This window comes from Desulfobacterales bacterium (genome assembly GCA_029211065.1).
Classification (GTDB): domain Bacteria; phylum Desulfobacterota; class Desulfobacteria; order Desulfobacterales; family JARGFK01; genus JARGFK01.
Window position 1 is genome coordinate 1 of sequence record JARGFK010000058.1, and the last position, 22,819, is coordinate 22,819.

22 protein-coding genes and 2 pseudogenes are annotated in these 22,819 nt (G+C 51.7%); 17 read left to right on the forward strand and 7 right to left on the reverse strand.

Annotation, left to right across the window (positions count from 1 at the left end; all coding sequences use genetic code 11):
- The first annotated feature begins 148 nt into the window (after positions 1-148).
- Positions 149-613, forward strand: a complete 465-nt coding sequence (locus tag P1P89_13445) for a YcgN family cysteine cluster protein (GenBank protein MDF1592516.1) — start codon at positions 149-151, stop codon at positions 611-613.
- A gap of 362 nt (positions 614-975) precedes the next feature.
- On the opposite strand, the gene P1P89_13450 is transcribed toward P1P89_13445, so the two are convergent.
- Positions 976-1,329: a hypothetical protein gene (locus P1P89_13450; GenBank protein MDF1592517.1), complete on the reverse strand. Its 354-nt coding sequence runs from the start codon at positions 1,327-1,329 to the stop codon at positions 976-978.
- A 487-nt stretch (positions 1,330-1,816) separates the two neighbouring features.
- Here P1P89_13450 and P1P89_13455 point away from each other — a divergent pair, with 487 nt between their 5' ends.
- Positions 1,817-2,812, forward strand: coding sequence for an isocitrate/isopropylmalate dehydrogenase family protein (locus P1P89_13455; protein MDF1592518.1), 996 nt, complete (start codon positions 1,817-1,819; stop codon positions 2,810-2,812).
- Positions 2,813-2,842: 30 nt separating this feature from the next.
- Here the strand turns inward: P1P89_13455 and P1P89_13460 are convergent, their stop codons facing one another.
- The gene (locus tag P1P89_13460; GenBank protein ID MDF1592519.1) at positions 2,843-4,159 is read right to left on the reverse strand and encodes a GGDEF domain-containing protein; all 1,317 of its coding nucleotides are present in this window, start codon (positions 4,157-4,159) and stop codon (positions 2,843-2,845) included.
- Positions 4,160-4,555: 396 nt separating this feature from the next.
- Here P1P89_13460 and P1P89_13465 point away from each other — a divergent pair, with 396 nt between their 5' ends.
- The 4 genes from P1P89_13465 to P1P89_13480 all read left to right on the forward strand — a co-directional run bounded on the left by P1P89_13465 (position 4,556) and on the right by P1P89_13480 (position 9,079).
- Positions 4,556-5,596 carry a tripartite tricarboxylate transporter substrate-binding protein gene (locus P1P89_13465; protein ID MDF1592520.1) on the forward strand — a complete coding sequence of 347 codons (1,041 nt, stop codon included), beginning with the start codon at positions 4,556-4,558 and terminating at the stop codon, positions 5,594-5,596.
- Positions 5,597-5,760: 164 nt separating this feature from the next.
- Complete coding sequence (locus P1P89_13470) at positions 5,761-6,270, forward strand: hypothetical protein (GenBank protein MDF1592521.1); 510 nt, start codon at positions 5,761-5,763, stop codon at positions 6,268-6,270.
- A gap of 1 nt (position 6,271) precedes the next feature.
- Positions 6,272-7,771, forward strand: coding sequence for a tripartite tricarboxylate transporter permease (locus P1P89_13475; GenBank protein ID MDF1592522.1), 1,500 nt, complete (start codon positions 6,272-6,274; stop codon positions 7,769-7,771).
- 15 nt (positions 7,772-7,786) lie between these two features.
- Positions 7,787-9,079, forward strand: coding sequence for a hypothetical protein (locus P1P89_13480; GenBank protein ID MDF1592523.1), 1,293 nt, complete (start codon positions 7,787-7,789; stop codon positions 9,077-9,079).
- Here P1P89_13480 and P1P89_13485 read toward each other — a convergent pair.
- On the reverse strand, positions 9,076-10,038 hold the full coding sequence (locus tag P1P89_13485; protein ID MDF1592524.1) for a hypothetical protein: 963 nt from the start codon (positions 10,036-10,038) through the stop codon (positions 9,076-9,078). The genes P1P89_13480 and P1P89_13485 overlap by 4 nt on opposite strands.
- A gap of 218 nt (positions 10,039-10,256) precedes the next feature.
- Between P1P89_13485 and P1P89_13490 the strand changes: the two genes are divergently transcribed.
- The 3 genes and pseudogenes from P1P89_13490 to P1P89_13500 all read left to right on the forward strand — a co-directional run bounded on the left by P1P89_13490 (position 10,257) and on the right by P1P89_13500 (position 11,721).
- A complete protein-coding gene (locus P1P89_13490; protein MDF1592525.1) occupies positions 10,257-11,228 on the forward strand; it encodes an SUMF1/EgtB/PvdO family nonheme iron enzyme in 972 nt (323 codons plus the stop codon).
- Between the two features lie 79 nt (positions 11,229-11,307).
- Positions 11,308-11,595 (forward strand): hypothetical protein, encoded by a 288-nt coding sequence (locus tag P1P89_13495; GenBank protein MDF1592526.1) that lies wholly within the window; start codon positions 11,308-11,310, stop codon positions 11,593-11,595.
- Between the two features lie 27 nt (positions 11,596-11,622).
- Positions 11,623-11,721, forward strand: a pseudogene (locus tag P1P89_13500) (rhodanese-like sulfurtransferase).
- A 65-nt stretch (positions 11,722-11,786) separates the two neighbouring features.
- On the opposite strand, the gene P1P89_13505 reads toward P1P89_13500, so the two are convergent.
- A complete protein-coding gene (locus tag P1P89_13505; GenBank protein MDF1592527.1) occupies positions 11,787-11,984 on the reverse strand; it encodes a ferredoxin in 198 nt (65 codons plus the stop codon).
- Between the two features lie 174 nt (positions 11,985-12,158).
- Here P1P89_13505 and P1P89_13510 point away from each other — a divergent pair, with 174 nt between their 5' ends.
- Entirely contained in the window at positions 12,159-13,004 is an 846-nt protein-coding gene (locus P1P89_13510; GenBank protein MDF1592528.1) for a CoA pyrophosphatase, read from the forward strand.
- A gap of 43 nt (positions 13,005-13,047) precedes the next feature.
- Here the strand turns inward: P1P89_13510 and P1P89_13515 are convergent, their stop codons facing one another.
- Complete coding sequence (locus tag P1P89_13515) at positions 13,048-14,670, reverse strand: PP2C family protein-serine/threonine phosphatase (protein ID MDF1592529.1); 1,623 nt, start codon at positions 14,668-14,670, stop codon at positions 13,048-13,050.
- 392 nt (positions 14,671-15,062) lie between these two features.
- Here P1P89_13515 and P1P89_13520 point away from each other — a divergent pair.
- Positions 15,063-15,905 (forward strand): annotated as a pseudogene (locus P1P89_13520) (PAS domain-containing protein).
- Between the two features lie 119 nt (positions 15,906-16,024).
- Here the strand turns inward: P1P89_13520 and P1P89_13525 are convergent.
- A complete protein-coding gene (locus tag P1P89_13525; GenBank protein ID MDF1592530.1) occupies positions 16,025-16,696 on the reverse strand; it encodes an alpha/beta fold hydrolase in 672 nt (223 codons plus the stop codon).
- A gap of 111 nt (positions 16,697-16,807) precedes the next feature.
- On the opposite strand from P1P89_13525, the gene P1P89_13530 reads away from it, so the two are divergent.
- The 5 genes from P1P89_13530 to P1P89_13550 all read left to right on the forward strand — a co-directional run bounded on the left by P1P89_13530 (position 16,808) and on the right by P1P89_13550 (position 21,142).
- Positions 16,808-17,320, forward strand: a complete 513-nt coding sequence (locus tag P1P89_13530) for a hypothetical protein (protein MDF1592531.1) — start codon at positions 16,808-16,810, stop codon at positions 17,318-17,320.
- 146 nt (positions 17,321-17,466) lie between these two features.
- Complete coding sequence (locus tag P1P89_13535; GenBank protein ID MDF1592532.1) at positions 17,467-18,018, forward strand: NapC/NirT family cytochrome c; 552 nt, start codon at positions 17,467-17,469, stop codon at positions 18,016-18,018.
- A gap of 368 nt (positions 18,019-18,386) precedes the next feature.
- Entirely contained in the window at positions 18,387-19,736 is a 1,350-nt protein-coding gene (locus tag P1P89_13540) for a multiheme c-type cytochrome (protein MDF1592533.1), read from the forward strand.
- A 76-nt stretch (positions 19,737-19,812) separates the two neighbouring features.
- Entirely contained in the window at positions 19,813-20,256 is a 444-nt protein-coding gene (locus tag P1P89_13545; GenBank protein MDF1592534.1) for a hypothetical protein, read from the forward strand.
- A gap of 175 nt (positions 20,257-20,431) precedes the next feature.
- The gene (locus P1P89_13550; GenBank protein ID MDF1592535.1) at positions 20,432-21,142 is read left to right on the forward strand and encodes a RidA family protein; all 711 of its coding nucleotides are present in this window, start codon (positions 20,432-20,434) and stop codon (positions 21,140-21,142) included.
- 63 nt (positions 21,143-21,205) lie between these two features.
- Here the strand turns inward: P1P89_13550 and P1P89_13555 are convergent, their stop codons facing one another.
- The gene (locus P1P89_13555) at positions 21,206-21,793 is read right to left on the reverse strand and encodes a thioredoxin domain-containing protein (protein ID MDF1592536.1); all 588 of its coding nucleotides are present in this window, start codon (positions 21,791-21,793) and stop codon (positions 21,206-21,208) included.
- 125 nt (positions 21,794-21,918) lie between these two features.
- On the opposite strand from P1P89_13555, the gene P1P89_13560 reads away from it, so the two are divergent.
- Positions 21,919-22,722 carry a DnaJ domain-containing protein gene (locus P1P89_13560; GenBank protein MDF1592537.1) on the forward strand — a complete coding sequence of 268 codons (804 nt, stop codon included), beginning with the start codon at positions 21,919-21,921 and terminating at the stop codon, positions 22,720-22,722.
- Positions 22,723-22,819: the final 97 nt, after the last annotated feature.

The window sequence follows — 22,819 nt, forward strand, 5'->3', positions numbered from 1 at the left end:
AACATCCTCCTCCAATGAAAAACGGACCCTAACCCCCCTGTGTCAAGTGTGGGTAAAGCTCAGCTTTTTAAAGGGGGAATTGTTCGCCTCCCTTTCGCAAAGGGAGGTTGGGAGGGATTTTAAAACGTGCTAAGTTAAACCCAATAGAATGAAGAATCCTTACTGGAAAACCAAAACCCTACACGAAATGACCGTTAGAGAGTGGGAGTCGCTCTGCTGTGGGTGCGGCATCTGCTGTCTTCACCGTTTCCGCGAGGGGAAATCGGGAAAGATCCGCTTCACCGCGGTGGCCTGCCGTCATCTGGATCTGGAGACCTGTCGCTGCCGAATCTATGCGAACCGGTTTCGGTTCGAACGGGGTTGTAAAAAAATTTCTCCTGAAAATATTCTTAAATTGAAATGGCTGCCGAAAACCTGCGGATACCGTACGGTGGCGGAAGGCAAGGATTTGAGCCCCTGGCACCCGCTGATCTCCGGCAATCCGGATTCGGTTCATCATGCCGGCATATCCATCAAAAACAAGGAAATTATTTCAGGGGCGGATATCGTTGCCGGAGATGTGCTCAAGTATCTGCTCATTAAACCGGCCTGGTTAAGCAAGGGCGAATCGTAGAACAATTGTGTAAAGCTCAATGAGAGGTAGGGCGGTATTGCCAAGGACCCGCAGTTCCGACCAGGGGGGAAAGCTTCGCCCTAAACGCCTTGAAGATAGGGCGGACTTGACCTCCGATGCGATTTGAAAATTCGAAATACGGCTAGCTTCAAGGTGACAGATTACTGGTTGGATGTCTTAACTACTTAATTTGTCGACAAATTAGTTTGATCGCGCGGTTGCTGAAGACCGGGGGTGCATTATTAGTGCCGTTGATATTTACTTTGTCATGATTCGGCATCCCGGCCACGCCCTACATATTAAGGCGTTAACCGGGATGCAGTTGGCAGGGATCAATAAAAATATAGATGAACGGGCGATTCCTACTTCTTTTTATCTGCAGCCGGAGCCGACTCCTTCTTTTTGGCTTTCTTTTCCTTTTTTACCGGAGCCTCTTTGGTCTTCTTTGCTTTCGGCTTATCCGCATCCTCTTTTTTTGCAGCCAATTTGTCTGCTTTGGCCTGGACCTTATCAGCGTTTAACTTTTCCTGGGCGGCAACGCAGGCCAGGCGGTAATTTGCCTTGCGGATATCGGCTTTCATTTTTTTGATCAAGCTGTCGCGTTTGATGGCGGAATCGTCCAAACCTTTCTCTTTGAGCGCGGATGTGCGGGCTGCAAGCTTATCAGCGGTGACTTTCTTCTGATTTTCCAAATATTCTTTTGCTTTGAGATTCATTGTAATTTTTCCTCCTGCTCCATAATAAAAGCGTTATAACATATCAAAAACGGCATTCCACTATAAATCGGTGCGGCTGTCAAATACAATATGATCAAGGGGGGGAAATTAAACGATTTGTGTTTGACATGCAAGCCCCCTTTTGCCATACAGCGATCTTAGGGAAACGTGTTTTTACCGCTTGTGCTTAAAGCGGTTGTCATAATTACATTCCGATTCAGCCGCCGGACAATTCCGTTTCAGTCGGCAAAAACTCGCAAATAAAAGCGCGTACCAATTGAACTCGGCGCAGATGTTAAGACCATTTAATGAAAATCAAATTTTGTATAAATTTAGTCAATTAGATAATGTTCAATTGAACGTGCTCTAATTTGCTCAAACAGTTTGCCGACTGAAACAAAATCCTCCGGCGGCTGACACAAAAGTTATTTGAACATATTTTTGACAACAACTCTAACGTATTGTTGTAGGAAAGGATGAAACAACCATGTATCCGGTCACACTGATCCCCGGAGACGGCATTGGTCCGGAGATTGTACAATCGGCTGTAAATGTGGTGGACGCTGCCGGCGTCAAAATCCAATGGGAAAAGCAGATGGCCGGACAATGCGCCATTCCGGAATATGGCCATCCGGTGGGAGACCACGTTCTGGAATCCATCAGAAGAACCCGGGCGACCCTCAAAGGGCCGCTTTCCAATGTGCCGGGAACCGAATTTCCCGGACCCAACGGATACCTGCGAAAAACATTGGGCCTGTTTGCGAACCTCCGATTGGCTAAATCTTTTCCCGGGGTAAAAAGCCGTTACGAGAACGTCGATCTGGCCGTGGTCCGTGAAACCACCGAGGATGTATACCGGGGCCAGGAACAGATGATCGGGGAGGATGCCGCAGTCGGCATTAAATTCATCACCCGGCAAGGGGCGCGGCGCGTCATAAGGTTTGCTTTCGATTTTGCGGTCAGGGAAGACCGCAAAAAAGTGACCGTGGTCCTGAAAGCCAACGTTCTGAAATTAACGGACGGTCTGTTTTTAAGAGAAGCGCGATCGCTCTCCAAGGAGTATCCCCAAGTGGAATTTGAGGAGATGAATGTGGATGCCCAGTGTCTGGAGCTGGTCCGAAAGCCCGAAACTTATGATGTTCTGGTGATGCCGAATCTTTACGGCGATATTATCGCAGATCTTGCAGGAGGTCTTGTCGGGTCCGTGGGCATCTGTCCGGGAGTCAATTACGGCGACGGGCTCGGGGTTTTTGAGCCCGCCCATGGGAGCGCACCCAAATATGCTGGCCACAACAAAGTCAATCCAACAGCCATGATATTGTCGGCAGCCATGATGGTGCGTTTTCTGGGGGAGAAGGATAAAGCCATTCAAATCGAGAAATCGGTGGCTGCGGTCCTGAAAGCGGGTAAAGCGGTTACCTATGATTTGGGTGGTACGGCCGGGACGACCCAAATGACGGATGCCATCATCGCCGGACTATAGCTGTTATCAAGGGTTGTATCTGATATTCTTTTAAGTCAGCATCCGGTTCCGGCCGGCCTTTTTGGCCCTGTAAAGGATTTTATCGGCAGCCTTTAAAACCTTTTCAGGGTTGTTGTAACGCTTGTCCGGTGCGGAAATACCGATGCTGACCGTGACCTGAACTGTTTTACGGCCTTCGGTTTTCTGCACGCCTCTTTGTTTTGCGCTGCTCTTGCGCCGCCCCTTGCTTCTGACAATAAAGGATGTGGAAGCAATCCTTTGGCGGTATTCTTCAAGATACGGCCAGGCCTCACGGGCGGTCTTGCCGGGAAAGACCGCCGCAAATTCTTCACCTCCGTATCGAAATGTTTTGGCGCCGCCGGAAACCCTTTCAAGACCGGCCGCAATCATTTTAAGTACCTGATCACCGGTTTTGTGGCCGTAGGCATCGTTGAATTTTTTGAAATGGTCCACATCAATCATGGCAATCGCATATTTTGATCCCAGGTTCAGCAGGGTTTCATTCAGACTTCGCCGCCCCTGAAGGTTTGTCAGCTCATCCACATAGGCCATGGAAAAGGAAACTTCAAAGGCGGCGACAATCAGAATCAACCCGGCGGCCATAAAGTAAATTGTAGCTGCCGGGACCGGCGTTGAGGCGATCATTCCGAGAAAAACGGCCGACAGCGCGCCGCTGAAGCCTGCCAGGAATGCGTCCCGGCGATATAGAAATTGCGCCAGCATAAACATGAGCGCCCCGCAGAAGGACAAAACCCCCGGACTCAGCCAGTGAAATGCGGCTGTTAGCGCATTGGCGTGAAAAAAAGACCCCAGCCGGATCGAAGTCCCTGTCATGGCAGCAGCCAGCGCCGGTGAAATATTTTTTATAAACGGTGTAAAAACAGGCGCTTGCGCTCCCGGCCAGCTGCAGAGCAGCAGAACGGCAAAGGTTTGCAGCAGCACCAGCAGAAAGCAGCCGACAAATGCGGCGGTTAATATCCGTCGCTTGGTCAGCATGCTGAACAGGGTCAGATTCAGCGGCAACAGGAAACCGACGACCTCGGGAATGAAAAGGCCCTGTTTTTTTGCAGCTGTCATGCCGGTTCCGGCGTGAATCAGCGTAAGGTAGGTCAGCGCCAGGACCAAAAACGTCAGGATCAGCCCGATGTTGTTATGGCGCCACCCCATCAGAATGCCGACGGCAAAGACGGCATAAGGCAGGACCGGCAACATAATCAACAGCGCGCGCAGTTCTTTCGTTCCCTGGACCGTTTTCAGCAGACCGGGCCATTTCCAGAGCGTCAACGTTGCGATACCGATCGCCAGCAGCGGCAGCAGCAACGGAAAAAAGGTTCGTCTAAAACGCATCAATTCTGTAATCACTCTCTCTGGAACATCAGCAAGGATACAATTAAACCGGGATTGTCCGATTCGCGATGGGCAGATCAATCCCTTTCCTTGAGTCTTGCATTAAATACTCTAGCTTTAACCCCCGGGCAAGCCCGAACCCAAGGAAGTTTATTTAAAAACTATTCGTTGCAATTTCAAACCGCTTTGCGATACGACCATAAAACTTTTTCTCTCTGAAAACAAAAAAATTATGGTCTTAAAGGGAAGGCCTTCATCTGCAAATCTCATAGCGGGTCAGGTGAAAAATCGATGGTGCAGGATTGTCTTGACAAATACCACATAGATAGCTACTTTGTAGCATTAAACACTGTTTTCAAAGGGGTGTAAATCAATTTAATTAGAGGAGGACTTTTTATGAAAAAATCAAGTTCAGGAATTTCGCGACGGGTCTTTATCAAGGGATCAGTTGCTACCATCGGGATCGGTGCGATGTCCACTTTTCCGTTTGGAAAGGCGTTCGGGGATGACTTTCCTTCCCGCAACATTAAAATTGTCGTACCCACCGGTGCCGGCGGGGGCGCCGATAAAAATCTACGCGCCTTTATGGGCGTGTGGAAAAAGTATATCAAGACCGACTTCCAACCCGATTTCTTTTCGGGAGCAGGCGGCCAGGTAGGCTACGAACTTTATCTTGGCAAGAGAGATCCGGACGCCTACAATCTGCTCTTCGGCAACATGGGACCGGAGTCGATCATGTATGTCCTGCAAAAGCCGAAATACAAATTTCCCGGGGACTATATTTATTTCAACCGCGTAGATGTGGACCCCAGCGTGATTTGGGTACGCGCCGGCAGCCCCTTTAAAACCATCGAAGACCTGGTGGCGGAGGGTAAGAAACGGACCGTCACGATATCGGTCAGCCGGCTGCCCCATCCTGCATCCATCGGCGCCCTGGCGCTGGCCGAAGCAACCGGCGCAAAATTTAATCTGATTCCTTACGGCGGCGGCAACCCGACGGTGGTGGCGGCGCTGACCGGCGAAGTGGACGCCAGCGCCCTGCCCATGGCCAATCCGGTTTCCGCAGGAGAGCAGGCCCGGATACTGGGTGTATTTTCTCCCAAAAACCTGATCCCGGAGCAATCTAACAACGCTCCGCCGATTAACGCTGTGTTCGGCACCAAAATACCCGACCTGCCCTCGGCGCGTGCGTTTGCCATTCACGCCAAGGCGGCTGAAAAATTCCCGGAACGCTATGAAAAACTCAAAAGCACCATGCGCAAGGTTTTCGATGATCCCGACTACAAAGTCGCCATCGAAAAAACCGGTCGGCCCTGGGAATTTGTCTCTTATGCCGACGAGGCGGAGTGTATGGAATATGCCAATAACATGATTGATCTTACCAACCGGTATATCAAGCTGCTTACGGCAAAGGGAAAAAGCAAGAAAAAGAAATAAAGGACACTCGTATTTACCTGTGATGAAAAGTGAGCCATGGCGGCAATGACCGCCATGGCTCGCCATAATTTTGAAATGCTGGATGGACGGAATCCGACAGGATGGGTTCACTTTGAAGTAAAACCGGCAGTTGCAACAACAATGTAAACAAGTGGCTGAATTTAATGAACGAAAAATCTGATACCCCAGAAAAAGAAAAGAAAGCAAAAGGTGATGAGCTTGTTTTTCCGCTCATGGCCCTGGCTTTTGCCATCTATTATTTATATACCATCATGGACCTGTCATGGGAGGCCCAGATCAACGGTGTCCTGATCGGGTCCATTCTTATTTTCCTGGTCTTTATCTTCCTTTTCAAAACCGCTCTGGATCGGTGGCAAGGGAAGATCTCTCTGAAATTTAAAAACTTTGTCTTTAAAAGCGGCGCCCGGTTTACCCGCGTCTGGTTTCTGCTGCTGGCGGTCGCTTATGTGATCGTGATCCCCTGGGGGGGATTTACCCTGACCACCTTCAGTTATCTTGTGGCCGCCATGCTGTTGCTCGGCGTACGTTCACCCGTGCGACTTTTTACGATTTCGCTGGCGCTTTCAATTTCCGGTTATTTCTTTTTTATCACGCTGCTGGAAACCCGTTTTCCTTCGGGCCCGGTCGAGCGGATGATAGAATGGTTGTTTTAGCATGGAATTTACATTAGATTTTTTAATTCAACTTTTTATGACGTCGCTGGGGCACTGGTACGTCATCATACCGGCCATTATCATCGGCCTGGTCATCGGTGCGATTCCCGGACTGGGGCCTGCCAACACCCTGATTATTCTGCTGCCTTTTACCCTGTCGCTGGAAGTCAACACCGCCATGGCTTTTATGGTGGCGCTTTACTGTTCGGCCCGCATGGGGGCCGGCATTCCGGCCATACTGGTAAACATTCCCGGAACCGCCGGCGCGGCGGCTACGCCTTTTGACGGCTACCCCATGACCCAGAAAGGGATGGCGCAGCAGGCCCTGACGCTGAGCTTTGTTGCTTCAGCATTTGGAGGCTTGATTGCGTCGATTTTTTCAATTTTTGCCCTGCCCTTTCTGGCACGTGTGGGATATTACTTTCACAGTGTGGAAATGGTGGTGGTGATGCTCTTCGGCCTGACCCTGATTGCGGTGGTTTCAACCGGCAATACGCTCAAAGGGCTCATTGGCGGCTTGTTCGGTCTGCTGGTGGGCGCCATCGGGCCGGACCACATCTATTCGGCGCCCCGGGCAACCTTCGGATTTCTGGAACTCTATGACGGGGTTCCGGTGGTGGCGGCCCTGATCGGCATCTTTGCCATTTCCGAAGCGCTGTTGATGATTGAAGTTAAATCGATTTTGACTGAGGCGGGAAAGGTTCGGATGGCCGCGCAGACGCGCTGGACGGAGACCATGGAAGGCGTCCGTATGGCGGCCAAACGCTGGTGGCATATCGTCTGGACCAGTTTTATCGGCCTGGGGATCGGCGTGGTGCCGGGGGCCGGTGCGCCCATCGCCGCCTTTGTTGCCTACCAGCAGTCGCGACTCTTTTCAAAAACTCCGGAACTGTATGGCACCGGACACCCCGAAGGCATCCTGGCGCCGGAGTCGGCCAACAACGGGGTGACCTCCGGCAGCCTTATCCCGCTGCTGACCCTGGGTATTCCCGGCGGTTCCACGGCCGCCATCATGCTCATTGTCATCCAGTTTCACGGGATAGTCTTGGGGCCGCGCATTTTTCTTGATATGCCCACATTCCCTTACGGGGTTCTGATGGGAATGGTGGTGACCTACCTCTTCATGGTTGGGACGATCCTGCCCCTGGCCCGTTATATGTCACGGGTCACGCTGATTCCCACCCAGTATCTGGCGCCTGTCATCATATCCTTTACCCTGGTGGGTGCTTTTTCGCCGCGTACATATATATTTGATATGGGGGTTGCGCTGGTATTCGGAGTGATCGGTTATATCGCCAGAAAGACCGGCTACCAGGTATCCGCGATTCTGATCGGCGTCATCCTAGGTCCCTATGTGGAACGGTATTTAATGCGGGCGCTGCGCATCTCGGAAGGGGATCCCATGGTGCTCTTTTCCTCAACTATCGGGAATATTTTATGGGTATTTTTGATACTTTCCCTGATCCTGCCGCCATTGCTTGAACGCATCAGAAAACGGTAGCGAAAAGAGCGCTGCATGAAACTGAACGACAATCCCCGGGGGCCGCTTTCCCATAATGTCAGGCGCATTGCGCGCCTGGATATTCCCGGCGGCGGCCAGATCGAAGTAAAAGGCAACCATGCCTATATCGGCCATATTTCACCACCCCACGGAACGTCCATCGTCGATGTTTCCGACCCGAAACATCCCCGTCTGATTTCGAAAATAGATTTAACGGATAACACCTCCCATACCCACAAAGTCCGGGTTGTGGGCGATGATATCATGATCGTCAACAGCGAGCGTGAAAATCGCCACTTCTTCCGCAAGGGCAAACGGATTCCGGAGGTCCGGGCCAATCTTGAAAAAACATTGGGACGCCCCCCCGGCGATGATGAGGTTGCCCGGGTCCTGGGGGTCCGTTCCAACGATCTTGCCGTCCTGGCTGAATCCGCCAAACGCGGCTATGGTGACGGCGGGTTTAAAATTTACGACATATCCGATCGGACCCGGCCGCGGCTGCTTGCGTTTCAGAAAACCTACGGCTATGGCGTCCATCGTTTTGACGTTGATGAAAATTATGCCTATATATCGACGGAAATGGCGGGCTTCAACGGCAACATCCTGGTGATCTATGATATCCGCAATCCCGAAAGACCACGGGAAGTGTCCCGCTGGTATATACCCAGTCAAAAAATAGCCGAAGGCGAGCAGCCGGTCTGGGTCAACCATCCGGTCCGGCTCCACCATGCCATGCGTTGCGGTGATCAGCTCTGGGCGGCCTGCTGCGCAGCCGGGTTCTGGGTTGTGGATATTGCGGACATTTCCAAACCCCGCACGATCGGGTCTTATGATTACCACCCGCCGGTACCGGAAACCACCCATACGGCCCTGCGGGTGCCCTTTCCAATAGCGGGCCGGGAGATTGCCCTCGTGATTGACGAAGAGCATGTGCATCACCGCGGCCAGCCCCATGCCTTCCTGTGGGTGTTCGATGTCAGTGATCTCAGCAAAACAAAGCCGCTTTCGACCTTTCATGTCAGCGAAGCCGACTCGCCCTGGAGCCGGGTGCCCGGGGGCGTATTCGGCGCCCACCAGTTTCAGGAGCACATGGAATCGACCCTGGTTTACGCTGCCTGGTTCAGCGGCGGTCTCCGGATTGTCGACATCGCCGATCCCTTTTTACCGGTAGAAAAAGGTTATTTTATCCCGGAACCGGCCAAAGGCGCGGCGGTACCGCTGAGCAACGATGTGGATGTGGATGGAAACGGCCTGATTTATCTGATGGATCGCGTCAACGGCCTGGATATTCTTGAATACAGCGGCTAAAGATTCAACACGCTTTCGCCAAAAAGCGCTTCGACGGATAGCCTGCGGGGGGTGAGTCCTTGCTGAAAGGCATAAAGCACCAGCTTTTCAAGGGCGTTGCGGTTGGCGGCCACGCCGTAAGGCCAAAAATCCTTCCCGAATATCTGAACCGTTTCCTCCATAACGGCCGGCAGCATCGGGATCATGGCGGCCAGGGCCTGGGTGTTTGATAGGGCCGCCATGGTTTTCTGTCTTGCCTTAAGCAGGGATTCATAAATGCTGCGTAATACCCAGGGGGTTTCTTGATGCCTGTCCCTGCGAAGCACCACGCAGTGCATGATGGGATGAATGCCGGTACGACGGTAATATTCGATTTCAGCGTTCTTGTAGTCCGGAAACATGCGTTTTACGCCTGGGGAGCCGCCGCTAAAGCAGGCCGGGGCCTGGTGAATCAACGCCGCATCAACCTCGCCGGACAGCAGCATGTCGGAAAGGTTTTGCGGCGGGTTCATGTAACGGATGCGGGCGCCTTCCGGCATCTGAATCGGGACCCGGGGCTTTTTGACGGCCACCCAGTCGATGGAGCGCAGGTCTACGCCGTACTCCTCCCCCAGGATGCCCAGAATCCACACCAGCGCGGTCATGCCCCATTCCCTAATCGCAATGCGCTTGCCGTTCAGGTCTTCCGGTTTTCGGATTCCCGAATCGAAGTTATAATAGACCATGGAATGGCGAAAGGCCCGGCTGGGGAAGGCGGGCATGCCGACAAACGGGCTGTCGCCGCGGCCGATTAAATAGCAGTGCGCCCCCATGGACATTTCCGATACATCAAATTCCAGGTAATGGCACATCCGATAAAAAATGTCCGATGGCGTTAGCTTGACAATGCGCAGGTCGATGCCTTCGGGGTAAACCTGACGGTCTAAAAACCGGGTGCGGTCATAGTCTCCAAAAGCGGCGGTAAGCAATAGGTTTGTCATGGCGTCCTTTAAATAATAAGTGTAGTGACTTCGCATATGAATATTAACGCCGTTAATTTTATGTCAAAATAAAAAAATAGTAAACCATAAGTTCCGGGTGATGTATGGAATTTTAGCGTCATTAACAGGGATTCATGGCGCCCATCGGGTTAAAATGAATTTGACTTGAAGCGGCGCAGGAACTATTCTTTGAAATAAACAAGGAAAGATTTCGAACGATGACAACAAATCAAAATCCATCGGACTGCCCGGCCTGCAATGAACCCGTGAAAGAGGGCTGGAAATTCTGCCCGGCCTGTGAACATCCCCTAGGCGGGCTTGTTTGTCCGCAGTGCGGAATACCGGTTAAATTAAACTGGAAACGGTGTCCGGAATGCGAATCCCGTCTGGTGTGCAAATCCTGCGACAGACGAATCCAGGCGGCAGAGAGCGGGTGTCCGGTGTGCGATGCCGGTTCGGCCCCCCAGGGGGTAATCCCTATTTTCAATGAAACGGCTACCGGCATGGTGATGGTGCGCGTTGCCGGCGGAACCTTCCAAATGGGGGATACCTTCGGTGCGGGGATTGAAAATGAACAACCGGTGTATCCGGTCAATCTCACGGATTTTTATATCGCTAAACATCCGGTCACCCAGGCGCAGTGGAATTGCCTGATGCCGGAGAATCCTTCCCGGTCTCAAGGCGAACAGCTGCCGGTCGAACAGGTCACTTGGGAGGATATACAGTCATTTATAAAAAAAATAAATGCAGCCCAAGCCGGCCGGTATGCGTTTTTGCTGCCTTCCGAAGCCCAGTGGGAATTTGCCGCCCGCAGCGGCGGCAAAGAGGAGCTATATGCCGGCGGCAATGACATTGACAAGCTGGCATGGTATGAAAACAACAGCGAAGGCCGCATCCAGCCGGTTGGCAGGCGGGCGCCCAACGGATTGGGCTTGTACGACATGAGCGGCAACGTGTGGGAGTGGTGCCGGGATACCTATCGTGACGATGCTTATAAGGTTCTCGCGAGTGACAATCCGGTCAACACCCAAAGCGGATCCGACCGGGTGATTCGCGGCGGCGGCTGGAACGTAGATGCCTGGAGCGCCCGCTGCAGCCGGCGGTTCAGCTACCCGGTCGACTTCTTTGGCCCCAGCCTGGGCTTTCGTCTGGTAATGATTCCCTCCGGAAATATGAATGAAAACCTCTAGGTCGGGTGTATGATTTTAGTCTTAAAGTGTTCTTGTTTGACAGTTGATTTTCAATGTTCTGGTGAAAAGGGAGGTAATTATGAATAAACTGATGATGGCGGCAGCAGGTATCGTTATTTTAGCCCTGGTTGCATCGGGATGCGCCCTGACCTCTTCCGGTTTTGCAGAAACCGGAAGGGTCTCCGCAAAACAGCTTGAGGGGATGCTGGGCCGATTCGATGTTATTGTGGTGGATGTTCGCTCCAACAGCGACTGGAACAAAAGTGAACTAAAAATAAAGGGGGCTGTTCGGGAGGACCCGGCCGGCATATCAAACCGGATGGATAAGTATCCCAAGGGAAAAACCCTGATTTTTTACTGTGCCTGACCCAATGAGGCTACCAGTGCCCGGGCGGCACAGCAGTTCAAAGAAAAGGGCTATGACAAAGTCTATGCGTTAAAGGGCGGATGGAAAGCGTGGGTGCAGGGCAGTTATCCGGTTGAGCCCAAATAGTCCGATAGCTATTTCCCGGATAACCCGTTCAAAAAAAAGTATGTTTCAGTCCTGTTAAGACGGTGTCAGCTTTCTTCCCAGCGGATACATTCTACCGGGCAGGTTTCAACGGACTCCTGGATACAATCTTCAGGGCCGCCTTCAGGCAGAATCACTTCCGCTTTTTCTTCGGCTTCGTTAAATGCGAAGACTTCGGGACAAAGTTCCACGCAGCTTTCGCAGCCAATGCATTCCTCCGTGTCGATAATCACTTTTTTGCCCATGGCGCCGCTCCTTTTTTTAAAAGCAACCGTTTGAGATTCTAAATACAGGCATATTTTAAGTATACAAATGGAGAAGTCAATAAGTGCGACAGATAATAATAAAACCCTCTAATCGGGGGGCTTGAATATGAAAGCCTCCAACTCATGCAAAACTCAGGTATGAAAGCGATGGGCATGGACTTAAATCGAATGCAGCAGTTGCTGACAGACAAAACAGCATTTATTCAACATGCTACCGAAGCACTCCAGAACTACAGCCGCAAGAAGTCGATTTTTCCCGCCGGCATTCTAAATTCGAGAACCACAGCGGCGGTATTGTGCCTGCTTGGCTTTTACCGGAAAGGAAAACGGAACGCGCCGCAGCCCTGTTTTGTATTTAACAAACGATCGATAAAGGTTCGTCAGGCCGGTGATCTTTGTTTTCCAGGCGGCCGAATGATGCCGCGCAGTGATTTTTATTTTTCGTTGGGGCTAAGATTGCCTTTTTCCCCCCTTTCCCGATGGCCTTGCTGGCGCTGGTGGCAAAAGCATCGTCCGCAGGAGGCCCGGCGTCTGTCGCTGCTTTTAACCGCCGGCCTGCGGGAGGGCCTGGAAGAAATGAGGCTGAATCCTCTGGGTGTTCGGTTTTTAGGTCCGTTACCGTCCCAGCGCCTGGAGATGTTTCAGCGCGAGATATATCCCATGGCCGCCTGGATAGAGCGGCGGCAGCATTTTTTCCCGAACCGGGAAGTTGAAAAAATTGTAACCATGCCCATCCGTAGTTTTTTAGACCCGGCGCACTATGCCGCTTGCCGCATCAGTTTCAGTGCCGGCCGGGAACAGCAAGCGGCCCGCGCCCGTGAGGTTTTCCCCTGCTTTTGTTTCCCGGACGAATCGGAGCAAGAAATCCTGTGGGGCGCCACCTACCGCATGGTGATGAATTTTCTTGAGCTGGTCTTTGATTTCAGGCCGCCGCCGCTGGATTCTTTGCCGGTTGTCACCAAGCGCATCGGCGAGGAATATATTAATAGGAATCCATAACGGCGATATACCGATATACCGATGATGCGGGGGATAACCCGGATTAATGGAGCCGCCGCAGGACCAGCAGGGTGATATCATCATGCTGATCCGTGTCAGCGGTGTGGGCGCTTACGCCGGCGGCAATTTGTTTTGTCAGATCCGCGGCCGAGGGCATCGGGTCGTCCAGGAGTTTCAGTAATTGCTTAAACGTATAAAACTCGTCGTTCTTACCGATGGCTTCCGTTACGCCGTCGGTATAGCCCACCAGTATGTCTCCCGGAGACAAGCGGGCCTGCCGGATGTCGAATTTCATCTCCGGCTCCACGCCGACAGCCGGACCGGTGGCCCTTAGAATCGTTTTTACACCGCCTTTCGGCCCGACGACGGGAAGGGGGTCGTGTCCACCGCTGATGTAATTCAGCACGCCGGTATCGGGGTCCAGCACACCGAAAAACAGGGTCGCGAACATGGCCAGGTCGCCGTGGTGCGTCGCGATATAATTGTTGGTCAGGGCCACGGATGATAGCGCGCTGATATGGGCGGGGTTTTCAACAGCTGCTGATGCTGATGAGGCATCGGCTCCGGGAGCTATTTTGCTATCCTTTCGGGACCATTCCTTCCGGGCGGCCTGTTCAGAAAAAATCCGTATCAGGCTGCGAAAAAGGGCCATGAAAAGGGCAGCACCCACCCCCTTGTCGCATACATCGGCAATGACGATTCCCACGCCATTTCCCGGCAGCGTAAAAACATCGTAAAAATCACCGGCCACCTGACGGGCCGGCTTGAAATAGGCCGCACTTTCCCACCCTGGTATGTGCGGCAGCTCCGACGGCAGAAAGTTTTGTTGAATTTTTCGGCCTTTTTTTAATTCATTGTCCATCACCCTGGAATAGGCTTCAACTTGATGAAAACTCCGCTGCAGATATTCTTCAGCGCGTTTGCGCCGGTTGACGGCATCTGTAATTTGCCGGCACATCAGCCGGAAGGCGTCGATGACGTCACCCAGCTCGTCCCGGCGACTGATGGCGGACGAAAAAAAATCAGGCGGCTGCAGGTCTTTGCTGATGGCTTCTCCGGCGCTGACAAGGTCCTTGCGCAGCTTCAGAATCGGGGTTACCACAAGCGTTCCCAGGGTGAGCCAGGCCCCAATTGTAACGAAAAGCGAGATGATGATCACCAGACCCGAAATGCGCAAAAAGAAACTAAATAAATCCGTTTGGATGTGGGAAGCGTCGTTGCGGACTATCAAATAATAATTGCCGGCTGGCCGCATTGCCCGATGGGCCAGATCGTATCGAGAACCGTCGTGATTCAACCGGGTAGTGACATTGTTGGAATAGACCTGGGTCAGCAGCAGCTCGGGCTTTTCTCCAAACGACCCGGCAATCCCGCCATCGGGACGATACAGCGTCCCACCGATAATCGAATGATGGCGATTTAACGCTTCCAGCTGATGCAAAAGCGTTTCATCCGATACCTGCTGCGGTGTGATTTTCATGATCAGCGCGACTTCTGTGGATGAACTGTCTTTAATCTGTGCCAGCAGGTCTTTTTTGCGGTTCATGTAAGAAGGGATAAAGATAATCGTTTCAATAACGATGACACTGATAAAAACCCACAGGCCGATGCGGCGTGACAGGCGCGATGCGGGAAGCCTGAAAAACCATTTTAAAAGGATTGTCATGATTATCTCCCGTAAAAAAAGACGGACGGGCTGCGCCGGCGATAACCGCAACCCGGATCGCGAAAAATTCACGACCGAACCAATATAACAACAAACAAGCGGTTTTTCAATTTATACCGCTTTTCATAATAAAATTCCGAAACAATGAATTGCGGTATAAGCGGTTGTAGAAAAAAACATTGGGACAACGGAACGTTTTTTTGACAACCGATAGAAAGGATAACGGCCGATTTTGAAAGGCGAAACGGTGCTGATATTGACATTTTCAGACGGAGCGGGTTACAGTCGAAAAAATATGGTTGACAGGCGCATAATATAAAAACAGGTTTATCAAAAGAACCCATTGGTAAAGAGGCCTGCCGGAGGGCGGGCTTGACGTTAAGGAGGAATACATGCAGCTAAAAAAATGGGATGAAATCCTGGTCGGTGATCACGAGATGATTGAACGGGCAATGGATATTCTGGGTCGGGAGCTTGATAAACTTCCCGGCAACACCCAGGAGGTGTTTGTCATCAAGCGGGCCATCGACTTTCTGCTGGAGTTCGGCGACGCCATCCACAACCAGAAAGAGGAAACGGTTCTTTTTCCCCTCATGGTAAAGCGAAAAATCCCGGAAGACGGACCGATTCGGGTCATGCTGACGGAGCACGAGGCCGAACGCAACCTGTTGAAACAGATGCTGACAGATTCCCCAGGACTGTCAGAAGCATCGACAGAAAACAGAACCGATTTTATGAAACGGGGCGCGGAGTATCTGGAAATTCGCGCCAATCATATCTGGAAGGAAAACGATGTTCTGTTTAAATTAGGACTCCAGGTTTTTTCGGATAAGGACGGCAAAGACCTGGTGGAACAGTTTCAAAAGATCAGCGTCCAGGCCTACGGCGAAAATGCAGACCAGAAATTTATGCAAATGTTGGAAGAGGTCGAAAAGGGCGGGAGAGCCCGCAAGAGCCTGATCCATAACCTTTCCATGGAACAGCTCGATGCCATCATGGAAACACTGCCGGTGGAAGTAACCTTTGTGGATGCCGATGACACGGTGGCCTATTTTAACCGGCTCGACAAGGAAAAGATATTTGTGCGCAGCCGATCGGTGGTGGGGCGAAAAGTTGAAAAATGCCACCCCGAAAAGAGCGTTGACACCGTCAAGCGGATTGTCAACGGCTTTAAGGATGGATCGCTGGACAAGGCTGAATTCTGGATGGACTTCATGGGCGACAAGGTCCTCGTTATTTTCCGGTACACAGTGAGGCCGGTGAATACATGGGCGTCCTGGAGGTTACCCAGAAAATTGGTGAAATTCAGAAGCTGTCCGGCCAGAAACGGTTGCTGGACTAACGCCGGCGCGTCCTATCCCAGAATATCCAGGAGCCATGCGCGGATATCCTGGATTTCCTCATGGCAGACCGTGTGCGCCACCGGATATTCCTGCCAGCGAATGGTATACCCCAGACGGCTTAAAGCTTTCCGGGTACGGACGGCATTTTCAATTCCGATCAGCGGGTCGCTGGTGCCATGGGCCAAGAAAATGGGGATATCCCGGTTGGCCTGGCTGCGTTCATCCGCCAGTTGATCGGCGGTGGGAAGATACGTTGACAGCGCCATGATTCCGGCCAGCTTTTTATCATAGCGCAGACCGGTATGGAGCGCGATGGTGCCGCCTTGTGAAAATCCGGCCAGAATGATCCGGTCCGACGGCAGACCGCGTCGGATTTCAGATTGTATCAGTTCCGCCAGCTGCCGGGAGGATTCAAGGATATCATCGACATTGACTTTATGGGGGCCGGCAATATCCAGAATGTCGAACCAGGCCGGCATGATCATGTTAAAGTTAATGCTGACGGCCCGTTTGGGGGCGTGGGGAAAAACAAACCGGATCGGCAATGAATCCGGAAGCTGCAGCTCCGGCACGATGGGTTCAAAATCATGGCCGTCAACGCCTAAACCGTGCAGCCAGATAACTGCGGCAATGGGTTTTGATTGCGGGTTTACCTCGAGAAAATCAAGTTGTCTGTCAGCCATGCTGCCATCCTTTAAATTATAAACCTAGTTTATGATGGTTTAAAATAGCGATGAAATCAGAATTATGCAACCCCTGCAGCGGTAACAACAGGGTTTGTTGGGGGTTTTTCGATGAATCTGCTTAAACTTTTGCGAAAGCTTAAGGGAAGCCGCCTGGACGAGGCGCATTATGAACTGCTGCGTCAGGCGGCTGAGCTTCAAGATGAGAAGTTGGCGTTGATCCAGAACGCCAATAAGATCCTGCAGGAAAACAACGACCTGATAAAAGATAAAGTTCGCAGGCTGGAAGATGAAATCAGTCGGATGCGGCGGTATTTGTTAAATCAACAAGTTGTAACAGCAGCGCCCACAACCGCCGGGCCTGCCAAACATATTCAGGAAATATCCGATATGACTGTGGCCGTTTTGCAGGAATGCCTCAAACGAAACCTGGTTGAATTTAACTGTGCTGAAATGGCCGGATGTCTTTCCTGTGAAAAAAGCAAAGTTAAAACAGCGCTGAAAGAACTTGTGGAAAGTGGTCTGATCCATCGGGATAGCACCCCTCCGGGAGAAGCGACCTATCGGTTGACGGCTACCGGTAAAAGCTATGCCAAAACGATATCGGTTGGGAACAGCGCTTGAAATAAAACCATTAAACCCGCTTGACAATGGGATGTGAGTTTGCTTTTATAGCTTTAATCTGCATCGTTTTGTTTCAGAATCGCAAGCGCACCCACACCGAAAACACCTATTCATTTTGACAACTTCCTGCAACGGGGAAATCCAGCATGAAAAAGATGATCCTTCCGGCTATCTTTATCACCATCGGCATCGTGATCGGTTTTCCGCTTTTCAGTCTGACCTACTATACGATGGTGCGGACCACAACCCCCCAGTTTTGCGCCTCCTGCCATGAAATTCAGTTTGCCTACAATACCTGGAAGACCTCCAGCCACGTCAATAACGCCCAAGGTTTTGTGGCCGACTGCATGGATTGTCATCTGCCGGCGCCCCACGACACGTTTGATTTCTTTTATGCCAAAACCTTGCACGGCATCAAAGACGTTATCATCCATTTTATTCAGGATGAATACGATCATGACAAGAACCGCCGGGCCGCCTACGCTTCATTTAAAAACGAACAGTGCCAGAAATGCCATCGCAACCTTCTGTTTATTCCCGAAAACCGTGGCGCCATGCTGGCGCACCGGGCGGTTGTGTATGCCCGGCCCGGCTATGAAAAAAAATGCGTGGATTGTCACAAGAACCTGGTGCACAATCAACGGGAATTTTACGACTACAAACAGTATAAAGAGGCCTATCGCGGGCTGGGCCTTTAAACGGCTTAGTACATATTTCCAAAAATACGTTAACGTTTTAAAATCCCTCCCGGCCGCCACATTCGGCGAGCCCCTCGGCCGTGAGCTCAAGGCCGAACGGCTCATATCGAGCCGCTTTACAAAGGGAGTGGCAAAAATTCCCCCTTTATTAAAGGGGGTTAGGGGGATTTTTAAAGAAGGTGTCATACAATCCATATAGTAAAATACGTGAGTGAATTTAGAAAAGAGAGTACTTAGAAATCATTAAGAGACCAAAAGCAAGAATTTAGAAAACAAAATCAACGTGTTGCTGCAACGGCGAAAGGGGGAGTAACGTGAAAAAAATATTGCTCATGATGGTTCTGGCCGTCGGATTTTCCGGATTGTTCATGACCGGCGGTGACAACAGCCTGGCCCAGCCGGCGAAAAACATACCCAAAGCAAAGGAATTCAGGATCGAACGCAGCATGCCCAAGGAGGCGGTGGCCTGCATCGAATGTCACAAGGCCGAGCATCCGGGCATTTTTGCCGACTGGGCCCACAGCCGGCATGCCAATGCCAACATTACCTGTTATGATTGCCACAAGGCCGAGTCTTTTGATCCGGATGTGAGCCAGGCGCATTACAAGCAGTATGAACGCAGCGATCTTAAATACGGCACCAAGGAGTACAAGGTGCCGGTAACTGCCGTGGTGACGCCGAAAGACTGCTCCCGCTGTCACCCGGATGAAGCCAAGCAGTACAGCATCAGCAAGCACGCCAACACCCAGGAAATTATCTGGCAGATCGACTCCTGGCTTAAGCAGGGCATGAACAGTGATTTTGAGCGGGCCAGCGGTTGTTACCACTGCCACGGCACCATCCTCAAAGTCAAGGACGGGAAGCTGGATCCTGCGACCTGGCCCAATGTGGGCGTTGGGCGTGTCAATCTTGACGGCAGCAAGGGTAGCTGCACCAGCTGCCACACCCGCCATCTTTTTTCAGTGATGGAAGCCCGCAAGCCTGAAGCCTGCGGCCAGTGCCACCTGGGGCCGGACCACCCCCAGATCGAGATCTACATGGAGTCCAAACACGGCGATATTTATACGGCCCATGGGGATGAATACAACTGGAAGGCCGCTCCGGGGACGTGGTCGGCCGGGGTGGACTACAGGGGGCCCACCTGCGCGTCGTGCCACATGTCGGGCTCCGGCTCGGTCCTGACCAGTCATGATGTTACCGAGAGACTGGCATGGGAATCCCAGGCCCCGCTGACGATAAGACCCCAGGATTTTAAGCCCTTTTCCGCCAAGACCAACTATCAGACCGAGCGGGACAAGATGAAGGAGATCTGCAAGCAGTGCCACGGCAAGACCTGGGTGGATGGTCATTTTGTCAAATATGACCAGGTTATTCAGGAATATAACGAGGTATATTATAAACCGGCCCAGAAAATGCTCGATGAACTGTATGGCAAAGGCCTGTTGGACAAAACCCGGTATTTCGACGAGGAGCTGGAAGTCGAATTTTATGAGTTATGGCACCATGAAGGCCGCCGGGCCCGGTTTGGCGCCGCCATGATGGCGCCGGATTATACCTGGTGGCACGGTTTTTATGAGTGTAAAAAGCGATACAATTCTTTTATGGAAAAAGCGCGTGATCTGATCCAACACAACAAAAAAGCCTACAAGGCCCCTGATTTTCCCAATGCCACCGGCAATACCAAACCGCCGGAAGAAGTATTCGGCAAGCGTAAATAAGTTTTATCAGGAGCGATATTTTTAAACCGAACCCCGCCCGTCACATTTTCGGGCGGGGTTTTTGTATGGATGCCCAATGAGAAAAAAAGCTGAAAAAAAGATCAGGGAAGCGGCTGCCATGCTGGGGGAAGACGATTCCTACCGGCTCGATAAAGTCAGGATAAACGCCGGGCTTTACCCGAAAGTTTTCGATAAAACGATCCTGGATATGGCCAGGCTCGGGACCATTACCCTGAAAGAGGGAAAGACAGATGCGTTGTCGCCTGCTGAAATAGGCAACATGGTCCGTAAGGGCGAGACTGTCTATATGTATTTCAGCTTTCAGGATGAGACCGCCGAGGCGCCGGCAGAAGCAGAAACGGAGATAAAGACGCCTGAAACGGTTGATATCGAGCTGCCGGGTGTCGATCGGGCGATGTGGCAGCAGTTTGAAAGGCGCTGTTTGGACAGGGAGGGAAAACCGCCGCTTCAAAAAATTATGGAGATGATCAGCGAATACAATGGTTGCAGCGATAATTGACCGGCAGTTTTTCAACACCCCGTTAAATTCGTTTGTAATCAAGGGGGCGTTATGCTACATCGTGCCCGGGCAGGCGGCGTTTTTGTTCTGTTTATTGTTGCCGGAACACCTTCTTTTGTTATACCTTGTCACGTTTTTTGTGCAACTTCAGGGCAACGTTTAGCAGGGAGAACTTATGAAAGACATCGGCATGCGCAAGGAGATTGTGCAGTGGCTCGGTAGAGAGTTTGTCTTTATCTCATGTGAGGGCCAGAGCGTTGGAAATGCGGCGGATGAAATGGAAAGTATTTTTAGCCGCGTTAAGGCGGAACTACAGGAAGAAAGCCTCACCCTTGATCATACGATCCGTACCCGACTCTGGGCGGCGGACCGCAAGAGCCGCGATCTGGGAAGCGATGTCCGCGCCAAATATAATGTGGATCAGGCGCGGGCGGCAACTTCCAGCTATATCATGCCCGGCCATTTTGCATCAGGGGCCCGGGTCGGCCTGGATCTGATCGCACTGCGGCCGTCGGTGCCGAATATAGAAAAATTAATCGTTGAAAACGTCCCTCCCCGCAAGCCCATCAATTATCTGGTTTATGACTCACTTCTGGTTCTGGCGGGAAAAACGGTGGTTCTCCCCACCCTGGAAGACCAGCTGGATGAAATTCTTCCCCGAATAACAGGGATCCTGACGGAAGCCGGCAGCAGCTGGAAAGAAGTGGTGAACGTGTCATGCTATCTGCAGCGCGGCCAGAAAATCGGAATATTGAAAAAGGGATTTTCAAAGTGGGTGAAAGCGCCCCTGGCCCGGGTGGAGACCGCAGCCGTCGAGGGCTATTCTGCCGAGGGAAAACTCATCGAAGTCGAGGTGACGGCTGAAACGCACAGGCAGCAGGAGTGATAACCCGAACATTGTTTCCGAAGCCAAAGTCCTGGAACGGGTTCGCCAAAAAATAAAATCCCATCAAAGATAATGCGCCATTTTCATCATGATCTCATGCTGTTGCATCGCCCCCGGCATGCTTTCTTTCAGCCGGCCGTTGTCAAAAATAAAGACAAAGGGGACGCTGAGTATATTGAATTTTGAGGACAGGCCGGGGTTGGCATCAACGTTGAGCTTGCCCACCCGGACCCTGCCACTGGCGACAGCGGCATAGTTGTCGATTATGGGGATGAACGTGCGGCAGGAGGGGCACCACGGCGCCCACGCAAACAGAAGTACCGGCAGCGGGGATTTAGTCACTTTCATATCAAAATTACTGTCGGTTATCATTAACGCTTCCCCGTTAAACAAATCCGCCGTTTGTAAGGGAACCTTGCATTTCCCGCATTTGGCGCCGGACTTGATGTGTTCAGTGGGGAGTCTGTTTTTTGTCCCGCACTGGGTACACCGGAGCAGGAACACGTCCGCCGGGGCAGCCCGGGCAGCGTCATTTTTGAGAACGGAACCACATTTTCCGCACTTTGCCGACAGTCCGGCTTTTTCAGGGGGCAATTTATTGCTGGCGCCACAGTCGGCGCAGCGGATGATAAGGGGGGCTTTTAGAGCCATCGTGACACCTCTTTTTATTTCAGGGTTCATGCATTATAGTATAAGATAATCTTAAAAATAAAAGTGTAAATAGAAAGGGGCGCCGCAATTACCAGCTTAAAAAACGGGTGCCGGAAATAAACACAGTGGCAGCGCAAGACTATTATACCATTCTGGGAGTAGACACCGACACGGAACTGCCGCAGATTAAAGCGGCCTATCGGACCCTGGCCTTTAAATATCATCCGGACAGGAACAAGGGGGATGCCGCCAGTGCGGAGAAAATGAAAGCGGTAAATGAAGCCTATGCGGTTTTGTCCCACCCGCACAAAAGGCAGGAATACGACCGGCTGCGGCAACAGTTCGGGCCGTCCGCTTATCATCAGTTCAGGCAAAGCTACAACGAGCAGGACATCTTCAAGGGTTCGGATATTCATCAGATTTTTGAAGAAATGGCCCGGTCCTTCGGCCTAAGGGGCGGTGATGATGTTTTTAAGGAATTTTACGGCAAGGGCTACCGCAGCTTTGAGTTTAAACGTCCGGGGTTTTCCGCCAGGGGCTTTATTTTTTCCGGCGGGATAAACAGGCCGGGAGCGGGCCGGAAGCGGATGGCCGCACCGGGATCTCTGACAAAGCTGTCTAAATTTCTTTTGGAAAAAATCGGCGGCGTCAGGCTCCCTGAAAAGGGAAAGGATCGGCAGGATAAGATTCAGATAACCCCTGAAATGGCCCGGCAGGGCGGGCCGTATGCCTATTATTTGAAAGAACAATCCAAAAAACTGGTGGTTAAGATTCCCCCAGGAATCAGGGACGGGCAGCTCATTCGCCTGGCCGGTATGGGATCCGACGGAAAAGGGGGCGCTTCCGACGGGGATTTGTATCTGACCGTTCGCGTCCGCAAGCCGGTTTTACAGAAAATTAAGGATTATTTGGGGGTCGGACTAAAATAACCCGGCGTTCCAGCTGCCGGACGTTCGCGTTTCAATGGGAAAATATTTATGAAAACCATCATATCTGTCTATAATGATACAACTGAATGGAGAAAAA

Bases quoted from the DNA above. Each gene is read 5' to 3' on its own strand.
- P1P89_13530 (MDF1592531.1), top strand. From the start codon at position 16,808: ATGAATCTGCTTAAACTTTTGCGAAAGCTTAAGGGAAGCCGCCTGGAC.
- P1P89_13515 (MDF1592529.1), bottom strand. From the start codon at position 14,670: ATGACAATCCTTTTAAAATGGTTTTTCAGGCTTCCCGCATCGCGCCTG.
- P1P89_13480 (MDF1592523.1), top strand. From the start codon at position 7,787: ATGAAACTGAACGACAATCCCCGGGGGCCGCTTTCCCATAATGTCAGG.
- P1P89_13475 (MDF1592522.1), top strand. From the start codon at position 6,272: ATGGAATTTACATTAGATTTTTTAATTCAACTTTTTATGACGTCGCTG.
- P1P89_13490 (MDF1592525.1), top strand. From the start codon at position 10,257: ATGACAACAAATCAAAATCCATCGGACTGCCCGGCCTGCAATGAACCC.
- P1P89_13505 (MDF1592527.1), bottom strand. From the start codon at position 11,984: ATGGGCAAAAAAGTGATTATCGACACGGAGGAATGCATTGGCTGCGAA.
- P1P89_13470 (MDF1592521.1), top strand. From the start codon at position 5,761: ATGAACGAAAAATCTGATACCCCAGAAAAAGAAAAGAAAGCAAAAGGT.
- P1P89_13525 (MDF1592530.1), bottom strand. From the start codon at position 16,696: ATGGCTGACAGACAACTTGATTTTCTCGAGGTAAACCCGCAATCAAAA.
- P1P89_13535 (MDF1592532.1), top strand. From the start codon at position 17,467: ATGAAAAAGATGATCCTTCCGGCTATCTTTATCACCATCGGCATCGTG.
- P1P89_13510 (MDF1592528.1), top strand. From the start codon at position 12,159: ATGGACTTAAATCGAATGCAGCAGTTGCTGACAGACAAAACAGCATTT.
- P1P89_13550 (MDF1592535.1), top strand. From the start codon at position 20,432: ATGAAAGACATCGGCATGCGCAAGGAGATTGTGCAGTGGCTCGGTAGA.
- P1P89_13445 (MDF1592516.1), top strand. From the start codon at position 149: ATGAAGAATCCTTACTGGAAAACCAAAACCCTACACGAAATGACCGTT.
- P1P89_13465 (MDF1592520.1), top strand. From the start codon at position 4,556: ATGAAAAAATCAAGTTCAGGAATTTCGCGACGGGTCTTTATCAAGGGA.
- P1P89_13540 (MDF1592533.1), top strand. From the start codon at position 18,387: ATGACCGGCGGTGACAACAGCCTGGCCCAGCCGGCGAAAAACATACCC.
- P1P89_13495 (MDF1592526.1), top strand. From the start codon at position 11,308: ATGAATAAACTGATGATGGCGGCAGCAGGTATCGTTATTTTAGCCCTG.
- P1P89_13545 (MDF1592534.1), top strand. From the start codon at position 19,813: ATGAGAAAAAAAGCTGAAAAAAAGATCAGGGAAGCGGCTGCCATGCTG.
- P1P89_13455 (MDF1592518.1), top strand. From the start codon at position 1,817: ATGTATCCGGTCACACTGATCCCCGGAGACGGCATTGGTCCGGAGATT.
- P1P89_13450 (MDF1592517.1), bottom strand. From the start codon at position 1,329: ATGAATCTCAAAGCAAAAGAATATTTGGAAAATCAGAAGAAAGTCACC.
- P1P89_13460 (MDF1592519.1), bottom strand. From the start codon at position 4,159: ATGCGTTTTAGACGAACCTTTTTTCCGTTGCTGCTGCCGCTGCTGGCG.
- P1P89_13485 (MDF1592524.1), bottom strand. From the start codon at position 10,038: ATGACAAACCTATTGCTTACCGCCGCTTTTGGAGACTATGACCGCACC.
- P1P89_13555 (MDF1592536.1), bottom strand. From the start codon at position 21,793: ATGGCTCTAAAAGCCCCCCTTATCATCCGCTGCGCCGACTGTGGCGCC.